This is a genomic window from Pseudomonas sp. 13159349, assembly GCF_013305685.1.
Lineage (GTDB): Bacteria > Pseudomonadota > Gammaproteobacteria > Pseudomonadales > Pseudomonadaceae > Aquipseudomonas > Aquipseudomonas asiatica.
The window spans coordinates 1251364-1265736 of the sequence record NZ_CP045553.1; the positions used below are offsets into that span (position 1 = coordinate 1251364).

A 14373-nucleotide genomic window follows, 5' to 3' on the forward strand; every position below is an offset into this window, starting at 1 on the left:
ACCGATGTCCTTCACCCGTCGACAAATGCTCAAGGGCCTGACCGGCCTGGTTGTGGTTGGCCTGGGCGCCGGTGGCGCGGCACGTTACTGGCTGGGCAAGGTCGAGGACGACAACGCCGGGCATGACTACGAGCTGATCGCTGCTCCCCTGGACGTCGAGCTGGTGACGGGCTTCAAGACCGAGGCCTGGGCCTTCGGCCCTTCGGCGCCAGGCACCGAGTTGCGTGTGCGCCAGGGCACCTGGCTGCGGGTGCGCTTCATCAACCACCTGCCGGTCGAAACCACCATCCACTGGCACGGTATCCGCCTGCCGCTGGAAATGGACGGCGTGCCCTATGTGTCGCAGCTGCCAGTCAAGCCGGGCGAGTACTTCGACTACAAATTCCGTGTGCCGGACGCCGGCAGCTACTGGTACCACCCGCATGTCAGCAGTTCCGAAGAGCTGGGCCGTGGCCTGGTCGGCCCGCTGATCGTCGAGGAGCGCGAGCCGACCGGCTTCCAGCATGAACGCACGCTCAGCCTGAAGAACTGGCACGTGGACGAGCAGGGCGCCTGGTTGCCGTTCAGCATCCCGCGTGAGGCGGCGCGCAACGGCACCGCCGGGCGCCTGATCACCATCAATGGCCAGGCCGATTCGGTCACCGAGTTGCCAGCCGGCCAGGTTGTGCGGGTGCGTCTGCTTAACCTGGACAACACCTGGACCTACCGCATCAACCTCAAGGGTAACTGCGAGGCAAAAATCTATGCTCTGGACGGCAACCCGGTAACCCCGCGCCCCTTGGACGATGACTACTGGCTCGGCCCAGGCATGCGTATCTGCCTCGCTATCCGTATTCCTGAGGCGGGGGAGGAGATCTCCCTGCGCGACGGTTTCGTGCGCCTGGGCACCCTGCGTTCGGTTGCCAGCAACGACGCGCCAAGTGACTGGCCGCCGGCGCTACCGCCCAACCCGATCGCCGAGCCGGACCTGGAGAATGCCGAAAAGCTCAACTTCAATTTCGAGTGGGCGGCGAAAGTCTCGGTCACTACGGACCAGGATAAGCCGTCGAGCATGTGGCAGATCAACGGCCAGGCCTGGGACATCACCGACAAGACCTGCGCCGAGCGCCCCATTGCCACGTTGCAGAAGGGCAAGAGCTACATCTTCGAGCTGAAGAACATGACCCAGTACCAGCACCCGATCCACCTGCACGGCATGAGCTTCAAGGTGATCGGCTCCAACCGTCATGACATCAAGGAGCCGTGGTTCACCGATACCTACCTGCTGGGCAAGAACGAGCGCGCCCAGGTGGCGCTGGTGGCGGATAACCCGGGCACCTGGATGTTCCATTGCCACGTCATCGACCACATGGAAACCGGCCTGATGGCCGCGATCGCGGTGGTCTGATGCGCCCGCAGATCATCGATCGCAGTCGCGATCAGGAATTCATGCGTCTGGCCCTGGCCCTGGCCGCCGAAGGTGCGGCCATGGGCGAGGTGCCGGTGGGCGCGGTAGTGGTGCAGCATGGGCAGGTGATCGGGCAGGGCTTCAACCGGCCGATCATCGACAGTGACCCCAGTGCGCACGCCGAGATGGTGGCCATTCGCGCGGCGGCGAAATCCGCCAGTAACTACCGGCTACCCGGCAGCACCCTGTATGTGACCCTGGAACCGTGCAGCATGTGTGCGGGGTTGATCGTGCATTCGCGGGTGATGCGGGTGGTATTCGGCGCGCTGGAGCCCAAGGCGGGGATCGTGCAGAGCCAGGGGCAGTTCTTCGGGCAGGGTTTCCTGAACCACCGGGTGATGGTGGAGGGGGGGGTGCTGGCGGAGGAGTGCGGGCAGATCCTCAGTGACTTCTTCAAGGCTCGCCGAGCCAAGGGGTAACCTGTCAGTGCCCTATCGCCGACAAGCCAGCTCCCACAGGATATCTGCAGGCCTTGGGGGCAGTGGTGAGCCTGTGGGAGCTGGCTTGCCGGCGATAGGGCCCTGACAGGCTACATCGGCGGCGACTGCTCCGCCGGCTTGTCCTTGTTCACCCCGGGCACATGCAGGCTGCCCTCGGCCACCTGGCCTTCGAGCTGCGGCTGGGTCACCCAGGTGAGGATGTCGTAGTAGCGACGGATGTTGGCCACGAAATGCACCGGCTCGCCGCCACGTGCATAGCCGTATTTGGTCTGCCGATACCACTGCTTCTGCGACAGCCGCGGCAGCATCTTCTTCACGTCCAGCCACTTGTTCGGGTTGAGCTTTTCGCGCTTGGCCAGGGTGCGGGCGTCTTCCAGGTGGCCGCTGCCGACGTTGTAGGCAGCCAGGGCGAACCAGGTGCGGTCCGGTTCCTGGATGCTGTCGTCGAGCTCTTCCTTGATCTTCATGAAGTACTTGGCGCCGCCCTGGATGCTCTGCTTCGGGTCCAGGCGGTTGGACACGCCCATGGCCTGGGCGGTGCGCTGGGTCAGCATCATCAGGCCGCGCACGCCGGTCTTGGAGGTGACCTCGGGCTGCCACATCGATTCCTGGTAGCCGATGGCGGCCAGCAGGCGCCAGTCCACCTGCTCGACCTTGGCGTAGCTCTTGAAGTGCTTCTCGTACTTGGGCAGGCGCTGCTGCAGGTGCTGGGCGAAAGTGTAGGCACCCACATAGCCCAGGACGTCGACATGGCCGTAGTAGCGGTCCTTCAGGCGTTGCAGGGTGCCGTTCTTCTGCGCCTTGTCGAGGAACTCGTTGACCTCGTTGAGCAGGCTGTTGTCTTCACCGGCCGCCACCGCCCAGCGCTGGTCGCGGGTGTCGCCCAGGTCGAAGGCAACCCGCACGTTGGGGAAGTACACCTGGTTCATCGCCAGCTCGTTGGAGTCGACCAGGGTCAGGTCGATCTGGCCTTCATCGACCATGCGCAGCAGGTCGACCACCTCGACGGCGTCGGATTCCTCGTATTCCAGGCCCGGGTACTGCTTTTTCAGCTCGGCCAGCTGGTCGGCATGGCTGCTGCCCTTGAGCACCATGATCTTCTTTCCGACCAGGCCCTTGGCGTTGGTGGGGCGCGTGCGACCGTTGCGGTAGATGACCTGTGGGGTCACTTCCAGATAAGGGTGGGAGTACCTGACCTGGGCCTTGCGCCGTTCGCTGGTGACCAGGCCGGCCGCTGCCAGCACCGGGCCGGAGGGCTTGCCGAGGCTGTCATACAGCTCGTCGAGGTTGTCGGCGGTCTCGATCTGCAGCTTCACGCCCAGATCTTCGGCGAAATGCTGGACCAACTCGTATTCGAAGCCGGTTTCGCCGTTGCGGTCCTGGAAGTAGGTGGCCGGGCTGTTGCGGGTGATCACGCGCAGCACGCCATCCTCCTTCACGCGCTCGAGGGTGCTGGGTTTTTCAACGCAGGCACCGAGCAGCAGAAAGAGTCCGGTTGCGAAAAGCCATCTGGCGCAACGCTGGCGCAAAGCAGTGTGGGCGAACATAGGTTGCAGTATACGCAAAGGACTGGCCCAACCATATCTCGACAACTGTTAGCTTGTCTGGTAGCGGGTTCTGTGCTTTGGGGGCTTGCCTTTGGAGGTTCAGCGCCTGGGAGGTCGAGCGCCGCCCGCGCGGCGCTTCGCAGCACAAGGCTGCTCCTACATCTGTTTCGGGCCAGTAACGCCTGCGCCAATGCGCGCGACTGCCTTGATTTTCCGACACGCTGCCGAGGTGGACGCCAAGGGGCCGCGCGCCACTCCCCCAGGAATAATTGGCCCGAAACAGATGTAGGAGCAGCCTTGTGCTGCGAAGCGCCGCGTGGGCGGCGCTCGATTTCACAGGCGCTAAATCTCTAAAGGTAGGCCCCCTGAATTCTGACCCGCAAGTCCGGTTCCGCCGCCCGGCAGCCGTGGCTTAGAGCGGGTGCCGAAACCCTTCGAATTAGGCTAGAATGCACGGCCTCTAAGCACACCCCTTCCTGAGGCTGTCCCGACGATGTTGATCCTGCGCGGCGCTCCTGCCCTTTCTGCCTTTCGCCACGGTAAATTACTCGAGCAACTGAGCCAGAAAGTCCCCGCTGTTACTGGTTTGTATGCCGAATTTGCCCATTTCGCCGATGTCGACGGCGAGCTGACCGCCGACCAGCAGCAGGTGCTGGGCCGTCTGCTCAAGTACGGCCCGAGCGTGCCGGTACAGGAGCCGAGCGGCCGCCTGTTCCTGGTCGTGCCGCGCCTGGGCACCATTTCGCCGTGGGCCAGCAAGGCCAGCGACATCGCTCACAACTGCGGCCTGCAGTCGATCCAGCGCCTGGAGCGCGGTATCGCCTACTACGTTGCCGGCAACCTGAGCGAAGCCGACGCCGAACTGATCGCGGCCGAGCTGCACGACCGCATGACCCAGCGCGTGCTCGGCCAGCTGGAGCAGGCCGCTGACCTGTTCAGCCATGCCCAGCCCAAGCCGATGACCTCGGTGGACATCCTCGGCGGCGGCCGTGATGCCCTGGCCAAGGCCAACATCGACCTGGGCCTGGCCCTGGCCGAAGACGAGATCGACTATCTGGTCAACGCCTTCCAGGGCCTCAAGCGCAACCCGAACGACATCGAACTGATGATGTTCGCCCAGGCCAACTCCGAGCACTGCCGCCACAAGATCTTCAACGCCAGTTGGGACATCGACGGCCAGGCTCAGGAAAAGAGCCTGTTCGGCATGATCAAGAACACCTACCAGATGCACAACGAAGGTGTGCTGTCTGCGTACAAGGACAACGCCTCGGTGATCGTCGGCAACGTTGCCGGCCGTTTCTTCCCGAACCCTGAAACCCGCCAGTACGGCGCGGTGCAGGAGCCGGTGCACATCCTGATGAAGGTCGAGACGCACAACCACCCGACCGCCATCGCCCCGTTCTCCGGCGCCTCCACCGGCTCCGGCGGCGAAATCCGCGACGAAGGCGCGACCGGCCGTGGCGCCAAGCCCAAGGCTGGCCTGACCGGCTTCACCGTGTCCAACCTGCGTATCCCGGGCTTCGAGCAGCCGTGGGAGCAGGCCTACGGCAAGCCTGAGCGCATCGTCGACGCCCTCGACATCATGATCGAAGGCCCACTGGGTGGCGCTGCGTTCAACAACGAATTCGGTCGCCCGGCCCTGACCGGCTACTTCCGTACCTTCGAGCAGGCCATCAACACCCCGCACGGTGAAGAAGTGCGCGGCTACCACAAGCCGATCATGCTGGCCGGTGGCATGGGCAACATCCGTGAAGACCACGTGCAGAAAGGCGAGATCACTGTCGGCGCCAAGCTGATCGTGCTCGGCGGCCCGGCCATGCTGATCGGTCTGGGCGGCGGCGCCGCTTCGTCGGTGGCGACCGGTGCCAGCTCGGCTGACCTCGACTTCGCTTCGGTACAGCGCGAAAACCCGGAAATGGAGCGCCGTTGCCAGGAGGTCATCGACCGCTGCTGGCAGCTGGGCGACACCAACCCGATCGCCTTCATCCACGACGTCGGCGCCGGTGGTATCTCCAACGCCTTCCCAGAACTGGTCAACGACGGTGGCCGTGGTGGCCGCTTCGAACTGCGCAACGTGCCCAACGACGAGCCGGGCATGGCCCCGCACGAAATCTGGAGCAACGAATCGCAAGAGCGTTACGTGCTGGCCGTCAGCGCCGTCGACTTCGAGCGCTTCAAGGCAATCTGCGAGCGTGAGCGTTGCCCGTTTGCCGTAGTGGGTGAAGCGACTGAAGAGAAGCACCTGACCGTAAGCGACAGCCATTTCGGCAACACGCCGGTAGACATGCCGCTCGACGTACTGCTGGGCAAGCCGCCACGCATGCACCGTTCGGTTACCCGCGAAGCCGAGCTGGGCGATGACTTCGACCCGAGCAAGCTGGACCTGGACAACGCCGTTCAGCGCGTTCTCAGCCACCCGGCCGTGGCCAGCAAGAGCTTCCTGATCACCATCGGCGACCGCACCATCACCGGCCTGGTAGCTCGTGACCAGATGGTCGGCCCGTGGCAGGTACCGGTGGCCGACTGCGCCGTCACCGCCACCAGCTTCGACGTATACACCGGTGAAGCCATGGCCATGGGCGAGCGTACCCCGCTGGCGCTGCTGGATGCCCCGGCGTCCGGCCGCATGGCAATTGGCGAGACACTGACCAACCTGGCTGCCTCGCGCATCGAGAAGCTGTCCGACATCAAACTGTCGGCCAACTGGATGTCTGCCGCCGGCCACCCAGGTGAAGACGCCCGCCTGTACGACACCGTCAAGGCTGTCGGCATGGAGCTGTGCCCGGAGCTGGGCATTACCATTCCGGTCGGCAAAGACTCGATGTCGATGAAGACCAAGTGGAGCGACGAGGGCGTAGAGAAGAGCGTTACCTCGCCAATGTCGCTGATCATCACCGGCTTCGCCCCGGTCACCGACATCCGCAAGACCCTGACCCCGCAACTGCGCATGGACAAGGGCGAGACCGACCTGATCCTGATCGACCTGGGCCGCGGCAAGAACCGCATGGGCGCTTCGATCCTGGCACAGACCTACGGCAAGATCGCTGCCCAGGCACCGGACGTCGACGATGCCGAAGACCTGAAGGCGTTCTTCGCCGTGATCCAGGGCCTGAACGAAGATGGTCACCTGCTGGCCTACCATGACCGTTCCGACGGCGGCCTGGTCACCACCGTGCTGGAAATGGCCTTCGCCGGCCACTGCGGCCTCGACCTGCACCTTGACCCGCTGACCGACAGCAAAGGCGACGTGCCGGCTATCCTCTTCAACGAAGAACTGGGCGCGGTCATCCAGGTTCGCCAGGATGCCACCCCGGACGTACTTGCACAGTTCAGCGCCGCTGGCCTGGGTGAAGGCTGCGTCGCGGTGATCGGCAAGCCGGTCAACAACGGTGAAGTGTCCATCAGCCTGAACGGCGAAGTGCTGTTCGACGACGACCGCCGCATGCTGCAGCGCCAGTGGGCCGAGACCAGCTACCAGATCCAGCGCCTGCGCGACAACGCCGACTGCGCCGACCAGGAATTCGACCTGCTGCTCGAGGAAGACAACCCGGGCCTGTCGGTCAAGCTGGGCTTCGACGTCAACGACGACATCGCCGCGCCGTACATCAAGAAGGGCGTGCGTCCGCAAGTGGCCATCCTGCGCGAGCAGGGCGTCAACGGCCAGGTCGAGATGGCAGCCGCCTTCGACCGCGCCGGCTTCGCCGCCATCGACGTGCACATGAGCGACATCCTCGCCGGCCGTGTCGACTTCGAAGCCTTCAAGGGCCTGGTCGCCTGCGGTGGCTTCTCCTACGGTGACGTGCTGGGTGCCGGTGAAGGCTGGGCCAAGTCGGCGCTGTTCAACAGCCGCGCCCGTGACGCCTTCCAGGCCTTCTTCGAGCGCACCGACAGCTTCGCCCTGGGCGTGTGCAACGGTTGCCAGATGATGTCCAACCTGCACGAACTGATCCCGGGCACCGAGCACTGGCCGCACTTCGTGCGCAACCGCTCGGAGCAGTTCGAGGCGCGTGTGGCCATGGTCGAAGTGCAGAAGTCCAACTCGATCTTCCTGCAGGGCATGGCCGGTTCGCGCATGCCGATCGCCATCGCCCACGGTGAAGGCCATGCGGAGTTCGCCAGCGAAGAAGCACTACTGGCAGCCGACCTGTCCGGTTGCGTGGCCCTGCGCTACGTTGACAACCATGGCAAGGTCACCGAAGCCTACCCGGCCAACCCGAACGGCTCGCCGCGTGGTATCACCGGCCTCACCAGCCGCGACGGCCGCGTGACCATCATGATGCCGCACCCGGAGCGTGTGTTCCGTGCCGTGCAGAACTCCTGGCGCCCGGATGAGTGGCAGGAAGATGCCGCGCTGATGCGTATGTTCCGTAACGCACGGGTGTGGGTGAACTAAGGCGTGTACAAGCTCGCCTTCTTTGTCCCCGCCAGCCACGTCGAAGTGGTCAAGGCCGCTGTGTTCGCCGCTGGTGGCGGGCGCATCGGTGACTATGACCACTGCGCCTGGCAGACGCTGGGCCAGGGCCAGTTCCGCCCGCTGGACGGCAGCCAGCCGTTCCTCGGGCAAACCGGCCAGGTCGAGGTGGTGGAAGAGTGGAAGGTGGAGCTGGTGGTGGCTGACGACCTGATTGCCCAGGTCGTCGCTGCACTCAAGCAGAGCCACCCGTACGAGACGCCAGCCTACGAAGTCTGGCGGCTCGCCGAGTTCTAGACCGCATCAAGGCTATTCGCGGGCAAGCCCGCTCCTACAGGAATATCGCAGTCATCAGAACCTGTGATATCTCTGTGGGAGCTGGCTTGCCGGCGATAGGGCCCTACAATCCAGCCACAATCTCCTTGCCCTGCCCAGGCCGCTTCAACCACCCACAAGCCAGCAACCCCACCTCGAACAGCACCCACATCGGCACCGCCAGCATCGTCTGTGAAAACACATCCGGCGGCGTCAGGATCATCCCCACCACAAAGCAGCCGACGATCACGTAGGGCCTGCTGCGCCGCAATGTAGCTACATCGGCCAACCCCACCCAGACCACGATAAACGTCGCCACCGGGATCTCGAACGCCAGCCCGAACGCCAGAAACAGCGCAAGGATGAAGTCCAGGTACTGGCTGATATCAGTCATCATCGCCACCCCCTCCGGTGTCACGCTGGCAAAGAAGCCGAACATCATCGGGAACACCAGGAAGAAGGCGAAGGCCATGCCGGCGTAGAACAGCACGATGCTCGATACCAGCAACGGCAGGGCAATGCGCCGTTCACGGCGGTACAGCCCCGGCGCCAGAAAGCCCCAGGCCTGGTGCAGCAGTAGTGGCATGGCGATAAACACTGCGCACATCGCAGTCAGCTTGAACGGCGTCAGGAACGGCGAAGTGACGCTGGTGGCGATCATGCTCGCGCCTTCCGGCAAGAAGCGCCGCAACGGCTCGGAAATCAGCGTATACAGCGTCTGGGCAAAGGGGAACAGGCCGGCGAACGCCAGCGCCACCAGCGCCAGGCAACGCATCAGGCGTTTGCGCAGGTCGCGCAGGTGTTCGGTCAGCGGCATGCTCGCCGCCGGGTCCATGGCAATGCTCATGAAAGGTTTTCCTTGGGGGGAGCGACCGTGGCCGCATCATTGGCCGGCTCCGCTTTCAGGCTGATGCCTTGGCGGATCTCCTGTTCCAGGCGCTGCAAAGGCGCACTGTCGAGAGTGGGTAGCTCGACAGCGGGCAGTTCGATCTCCCGCTCCACCTGCCTGCGCAAGGCGTGCATGGCCCTGCGCGCCTGGCCCAGGCCGCGCCCGAGGGTGCGTGCAGCCACCGGCAGGCGCTCCGGGCCTAAAACCAATAGTGCGACGATGCCGACCAGCAGCAACTCGCTGAAGCCTACCTCGAACATCAGGGCTGACGGTCTGCTTGCGGTTGCTGCGTACCCTGACCGGTCAACGGGCACTGTTGCTGCACCTGCGTTTGCGCTGGGGGAGTGGCGTCAGTGTCACCGCCCATGGACTTGCGAAAACCCTGGATCGCCTCGCCCATATCGCTGCCCAGGCCCTTGAGGCGCTTGGTACCAAACAGCAGGAATACGATCAGCAGTACGATCACCAGTTGCCAGATTCCAATGCCACCCATTGCGACCACTCCTGTAAGGTCATGAAAAGGAAAGACAATCCTGCCTCGCGCAGATGACGTACACATGACGAACGGTCACTGCCATCTACCTGCAACACCGGGCGTGTTGACTGGCGTCTTTATTCGGCGACAGGGGCAGGCAAGGATGGGTGGCAGGCAACAGCAGGGCGCGGCCCTGCTGATGGTGATGGTTGTGCTGGCGATGCTGGCGGCGGGCATGGCCTGGCTGGTGGAAGATGGCCGACGCCAGGTCGATGATGTGCGTCTGTTGCACCAGCGGGTGCAGGCGCGCGCGATGGAGCAGGCCGGCCTGGCCTATGCCGAGCAGGCCCTGCGTGACCCCAGCTGGCGGCTTAGCCCACTGTTCTGGCAGGCCTTGCGCGGGCAGCCGTTGAACTACGATTTTGGCGCCGGCCAGGCGCAGTTGCGGGTGCGCGACCAGCACACCTGTTTCAACGTCAATGCGCTGCTCGGTGCTGACGGCGAGCGTGCTGCGCGCCAGTTGCGCTACCTGCTGGGCGACGACATGGCTGCCGAGCGCCTGGTCGATGCCCTGGCCGACTGGCTGGATGCCGACAGCGATGCCCGCCTGCAGGGCGCCGAGAGCGCCCAGTACCTGCGCCAGCAACCACCACGCCTGGCTGCCAACCAGCCGATGCTCGATACCAGCGAGCTGAATCTGCTACTGGAGCCGGACGCCAGCCGCCAGGGCCGTTACCCGATGCTGTGCGCCTTGCCGCAGACCACCGGCTGGCGGCTGAATGCCAATGCCCTGGGGCTGGAGCATCTGCCGTTGCTGGAGGCGCTGTATGAAGGGCGTTATCCACGCTCGTTGCTCAGCCGCATCATCAGCGGCCGGCCGGCGTCGGGGTATGTGGATGCAACTGCGCTACGCCAGGCCCTGGGGGCGGTGGATGACGAAACCTTCGAGCGCTTGAGCGAAGGGCTGCTGCTGAACAGCGGGTATTTCCTGTTGCAGCTGTCGTTCGCGGAGGAGGGGCGGGTGATACGCAGTGAGTTCCAGGTGGAGGCGCTGGGGGTGGTGCAATGGCATGCCCGGGTACCGGCGCAGCAGGTGCGGGTGCGCAGCCGCGAGCCGATGGTGTGGTAGGGCTTGAGATTGCCGGGGCTGCTTTGCAGCCCATCGCGACACAAGGCCGCTCCTACAGGGGAATGCGATCCCTTGTAGGAGCGGCCTTGTGTCGCGATAGGGCCGCAAAGCGGCCCCTATGCCCAGAACGGTCAGACAGTCCCAATCTCGCCGCCATCAGTACGCTGGATCACCACAGTCACAGCCTGAAGCCTTTCCGTGGCCCATGTCGCGGAACTATTTTTCGCTGAGCAATACATCCTTGGAAGAGGCGCGTCACAAGACCACGGCGCTGCTCCAATTTGCTCGACAGCACCCTTGGATTGCAAAAGCTAATTCAATGGCGGTTGAAGCATTATGGTGCTATCGGAAATATACATTTCGAATGGCTGATGCAGTATCACTGATTAGGCGTCTATCGAGATAAGCTAGAGTTCCGAGCTCGGCGGTTACAGCGAGAGCCGTATTGGGTTCGCCAAAAATACTATTCGTTACACGGTCGGTAGTATAGGCCACTGCAAGTCCAGCGGCTGCATGGTTTAACTGTCTGACGGCCGCATTAGACAATGGTTCTAGTACTGTGGCACTATTAATGACTCTGTTTCCTATTCTCGCGGCAAACTCGATGTCACGGATATTTAGTGAAACGTGAAATGAATCCGGTGATGGTGCTTGTTCAGTGGTATGAATTCTTATATTAACGTTGGGGCTTTGTAAGGTTTGGTTTCCGGTGCGTAACTGTGGTCTATCTACAGAATATGTTGGAAGCTTACCGGCCAGCCAATTTACTCCCCGCTTCAACCATTGCCACCATTGTCCATTTGGGTCATGCCGATTGATGGGGTCGTTCTGGCAATAGCTGTATCCATTAGGTCCACCTTTACGGAACGGAGATTGATTATCACTCTGGAGAAATCGTCTTGATCTGGGACTATAGAATCGGCGTCCATTGCCAAGTGCATAACATTGCAGCATTGTATCGAGTCGCTGCCCGCTGAATGCGACAAGATGTGCTAATGGAGTTGTTTGGAGAAATCCATAGGGCGAATAGTTTTGTGGCAAACCTTCTGGAATACTGCGCAAAGCAGTGTTTGCATTGTCGGATTGCAGAATTTGGCTGGCTTTTTTCGAGGTGTCTAGTTCCGCTAGTGTAATGCCATTGGCCCACAATAGGCGACGTGGGCTGTCACTTGCTTCACAAGTCAATTGGTTATCTTGGAAAAAGAATTTTTTCCGTTTTGATTGGGGCGTTGCTGAACGCATGTGTGTGTTCCAAAGGGTTACAAGTGGTAAAAGTATTTTTCACAAGCTTGCGGATGTCTACTGGCAGATTTATCAGGTGGTTTGAATACACTGCTACTGGGCATGCGGTCCCGAGTAGAAATGTAACGGATGATTTTTCCGGGGCTGCTTTGCAGCCCATCGCGACACAAGGCCGCTCCTACAGGGGAATGCGATCCCTTGTAGGAGCGGCCTTGTGTCGCGATAGGGCCGCAAAAGCGGCCCCCGTGCGCAGATCAATCAGGCGGTGCCGATCTCTCCGCCATCGATACGCTGGATCACCACCGTCGCAGCCCGCGGCCTTACCGTGGCACCTGCCGGGGTGGCATCGGTGGCCTTGTCGGTATACGGCCAGTTCTCCGGGTGCTGGATGTTGACGAACAGCGTCTTGTTGTCCGGGGTAAAGGTAATGCCGGTCACCTCGCAGCCATTCGGCCCGACGAAGAAGCGGCGCAGGTCCACCTGGTTCTGCGCGTTCACCGGCACCTGCTTGCCGCTGGCATCCACCAGATTGGTGGGGATCACTGCCAGCAGCTGGTCGTTGGTGTAGTCGGTCACGGTGCTCTCGCCGTTGTCGGTCTCGAACCACAACACGCCACGGCTATCGAAACTCATGCCGTCCGGGCTGGCGAACTGGTTCAGTTCGGTCAGGCCGGAGCGGTTGATGTCGGCCGTACCGGCAGCGTTGGCGCCGAACACGAAGATGTCCCAGGTGAAGCTCAGCTGGTCGTCGCTGTCGTGCCAGCGGATGATGTGGCCGTGACGGTTCGGGCCGCGCGGGTTGGCTGCATCGACCTTCTCCGGGGTGCGCGCGCTGTTGTTGGTCAGGGTCAGGTACACGTCGCCGTTCAGCGGGTTGACCGTGGTCCATTCCGGGCGGTCCATCGGCGTTGCGCCCACCGCATCGCCAGCACCACGGGTGTTGAGGATGATGCCCGGCAGGTCGCCATACAGCGCACCCAAGGTGCTGCCGCCAGTGGTCGCAGTGCCCACGTCCAGCAGCAGCCATACGCCAGTGCCGTCGGCATTGAAGCGTGCCACGTACAGCTTGCCCTGGTCGAGGTACTTGGCGCCGGTGGCCAGGCGGTCGGCGGGGTTGGCGTCGGCGGCGTCCCACACAGCGGTGGACACCCACTTGTACAGGTACTCGTTGTTCGAATCGTCGCCCATGTACCACACCAGCGGTTTGCCCGCGACCGCCAGGCCCGGGCAGCAACCTTCGTGGCGGAAACGGCCCAGCGCGGTGCGCTTGGTGGCCAGTGTGGCGCTGTTGTACGGATCGATCTCGACGATGTAGCCGTAGGTGCTGGCTTCGTTGCGGTAGTCGTCGGTGGCGCTGGCGCCTTTGACGGTGACGTCGAAACGAGCGAATTCGTCGGCCACTTCGCTGCTGTCACCGGCTGCGGTTTCCCACTTGTACTGGCCGCTGGAGGTGCCCACGCCAATGCGGCGCTGGTCTTCAGGGCGGGTACCTTTGTTGACGAAGATGCCTGGCCAGTTCTCTTCACAGGTCAAGTAGGTACCCCAGGGGGTGTAGCCGTTGCCGCAGTTGTTGTTGGTGCCGCGGCAGTGGGTGCCGTCCGGCGAATACTTGGTCTTCACGTGATCAGTGCCGCGCAGGGGGCCGGTTATTTCCATGCGCGAGGCGGTTGTGAAACGGCGGTTGAGCGGGTCGTTGTCGACCACCTGCCAGCGGCCGCCGATTTTCTGCAGGCGCACCACGCCGGCACCATGGGCGTTGATTTCCTTGCGCACTTCCTCGACCGGGCGCTTGCCGTTCACATCGGTGGTCGGGCCGGCCGGGTGCAGGGCGGCGGTGTCGATGTACTCGAAGTTGATCGCCAGCAGGCCGTCTTCGGAGCTGCCGTTGATGGGGAAGAAGTGCATGCCGTCATGGTGCATGCCCATGGCGTTGGCCTGGTCGGTCGAGGTGTTGCTGCCGTCGGATTTCCACGGGTTGCCGTTGCTGTTGATCGGCGTGCCCCAGGGCGCCAGCACATAGGCGCTGTAACCGGCGGCTACCACGCAGGCGTCGGTGCGCGAGCCCGGAATGGACTGGAAGCCCAGTGCCAGTTTCGGCACTTCCGGCTCAGTCACGGGTGGCTCGGTGACCGGATCATCGTGATCGGAACCACCACCGTCGAAGCAGCCTGTCAGGCCGGTACCGGCAATCATGGCGATGGCGGCGCCCAGGCTGCCACGCATCACGCTGCGGCGGCTCAGGTAGGCGTCCATAACGCTGGCCATCGGCAGGTTGCCGCTTTGGTTCCGGTCCAGGTTGTCGCCGGTATCTCGACTCATCAGGGTGTCCTTATGTTGGCTGAGTTGGAGGAACCGCGACTTTAGTGCGCAAATATGATGATTCATTGGCAGAAATGTTAAAGGGGTTTTAAAACAACTCGCTCTTAGAAGCGTGCTCTACAGATCAATTTGGAATGGCTGTCGGATTTCTGCCATCAA

11 protein-coding genes are annotated in these 14373 nt (G+C 62.7%); 5 read left to right on the forward strand and 6 right to left on the reverse strand.

Going from position 1 to position 14373, the window contains the following annotated elements:
- Positions 1-4 precede the first annotated feature (4 nt).
- Positions 5-1387, forward strand: a complete 1383-nt coding sequence (locus tag GEV38_RS05825) for a multicopper oxidase family protein (RefSeq protein ID WP_054573351.1) — start codon at positions 5-7, stop codon at positions 1385-1387.
- The gene (gene tadA / locus GEV38_RS05830; protein WP_015269111.1) at positions 1387-1866 is read left to right on the forward strand and encodes a tRNA adenosine(34) deaminase TadA; all 480 of its coding nucleotides are present in this window, start codon (positions 1387-1389) and stop codon (positions 1864-1866) included. The genes GEV38_RS05825 and tadA overlap by 1 nt, the downstream gene beginning before the upstream one ends.
- A gap of 110 nt (positions 1867-1976) precedes the next feature.
- Here tadA and mltF read toward each other — a convergent pair whose 3' ends face one another.
- Entirely contained in the window at positions 1977-3434 is a 1458-nt protein-coding gene (gene mltF, locus GEV38_RS05835) for a membrane-bound lytic murein transglycosylase MltF (protein WP_015269112.1), read from the reverse strand.
- A gap of 493 nt (positions 3435-3927) precedes the next feature.
- Here mltF and purL point away from each other — a divergent pair, with 493 nt between their 5' ends.
- Both purL and GEV38_RS05845 read left to right on the forward strand, forming a co-directional pair.
- Positions 3928-7827, forward strand: a complete 3900-nt coding sequence (purL, locus tag GEV38_RS05840; RefSeq protein WP_173895612.1) for a phosphoribosylformylglycinamidine synthase — start codon at positions 3928-3930, stop codon at positions 7825-7827.
- A gap of 3 nt (positions 7828-7830) precedes the next feature.
- Positions 7831-8142, forward strand: a complete 312-nt coding sequence (locus GEV38_RS05845) for a hypothetical protein (RefSeq protein ID WP_015269114.1) — start codon at positions 7831-7833, stop codon at positions 8140-8142.
- A gap of 103 nt (positions 8143-8245) precedes the next feature.
- Here GEV38_RS05845 and tatC read toward each other — a convergent pair whose 3' ends face one another.
- From tatC to tatA, 3 genes are read right to left on the reverse strand one after another with little or no spacing between them, the layout of a single operon-like run.
- Complete coding sequence (tatC, locus tag GEV38_RS05850; RefSeq protein WP_054573196.1) at positions 8246-9007, reverse strand: twin-arginine translocase subunit TatC; 762 nt, start codon at positions 9005-9007, stop codon at positions 8246-8248.
- Positions 9004-9309, reverse strand: a complete 306-nt coding sequence (gene tatB / locus GEV38_RS05855) for a Sec-independent protein translocase protein TatB (protein WP_015269116.1) — start codon at positions 9307-9309, stop codon at positions 9004-9006. Before tatB ends, tatC begins: the two co-directional genes overlap by 4 nt.
- On the reverse strand, positions 9309-9542 hold the full coding sequence (gene tatA / locus GEV38_RS05860) for a twin-arginine translocase TatA/TatE family subunit (RefSeq protein WP_015269117.1): 234 nt from the start codon (positions 9540-9542) through the stop codon (positions 9309-9311). The genes tatB and tatA overlap by 1 nt, the downstream gene beginning before the upstream one ends.
- Before the next feature lie 145 nt (positions 9543-9687).
- On the opposite strand from tatA, the gene gspK reads away from it, so the two are divergent.
- Positions 9688-10653 (forward strand): type II secretion system minor pseudopilin GspK, encoded by a 966-nt coding sequence (gene gspK, locus GEV38_RS05865; protein ID WP_015269118.1) that lies wholly within the window; start codon positions 9688-9690, stop codon positions 10651-10653.
- A 342-nt stretch (positions 10654-10995) separates the two neighbouring features.
- Here gspK and GEV38_RS05870 read toward each other — a convergent pair whose 3' ends face one another.
- Both GEV38_RS05870 and GEV38_RS05875 read right to left on the reverse strand, forming a co-directional pair.
- The gene (locus GEV38_RS05870; protein ID WP_152976823.1) at positions 10996-11895 is read right to left on the reverse strand and encodes an RHS repeat-associated core domain-containing protein; all 900 of its coding nucleotides are present in this window, start codon (positions 11893-11895) and stop codon (positions 10996-10998) included.
- Between the two features lie 258 nt (positions 11896-12153).
- Positions 12154-14214 (reverse strand): PhoX family phosphatase, encoded by a 2061-nt coding sequence (locus tag GEV38_RS05875; RefSeq protein ID WP_015269119.1) that lies wholly within the window; start codon positions 14212-14214, stop codon positions 12154-12156.
- Between the last annotated feature and the right edge of the window lie 159 nt (positions 14215-14373).

Excerpts from the sequence above, each read along its gene's own strand:
- GEV38_RS05825 (WP_054573351.1), top strand. The coding sequence starts at position 5 with ATGTCCTTCACCCGTCGACAAATGCTCAAGGGCCTGACCGGCCTGGTT.
- tadA (WP_015269111.1), top strand. The coding sequence starts at position 1,387 with ATGCGCCCGCAGATCATCGATCGCAGTCGCGATCAGGAATTCATGCGT.
- mltF (WP_015269112.1), bottom strand. The coding sequence starts at position 3,434 with ATGTTCGCCCACACTGCTTTGCGCCAGCGTTGCGCCAGATGGCTTTTC.
- purL (WP_173895612.1), top strand. The coding sequence starts at position 3,928 with ATGTTGATCCTGCGCGGCGCTCCTGCCCTTTCTGCCTTTCGCCACGGT.
- tatC (WP_054573196.1), bottom strand. The coding sequence starts at position 9,007 with ATGAGCATTGCCATGGACCCGGCGGCGAGCATGCCGCTGACCGAACAC.
- tatB (WP_015269116.1), bottom strand. The coding sequence starts at position 9,309 with ATGTTCGAGGTAGGCTTCAGCGAGTTGCTGCTGGTCGGCATCGTCGCA.
- tatA (WP_015269117.1), bottom strand. The coding sequence starts at position 9,542 with ATGGGTGGCATTGGAATCTGGCAACTGGTGATCGTACTGCTGATCGTA.
- gspK (WP_015269118.1), top strand. The coding sequence starts at position 9,688 with ATGGGTGGCAGGCAACAGCAGGGCGCGGCCCTGCTGATGGTGATGGTT.
- GEV38_RS05870 (WP_152976823.1), bottom strand. The coding sequence starts at position 11,895 with ATGCGTTCAGCAACGCCCCAATCAAAACGGAAAAAATTCTTTTTCCAA.
- GEV38_RS05875 (WP_015269119.1), bottom strand. The coding sequence starts at position 14,214 with ATGAGTCGAGATACCGGCGACAACCTGGACCGGAACCAAAGCGGCAAC.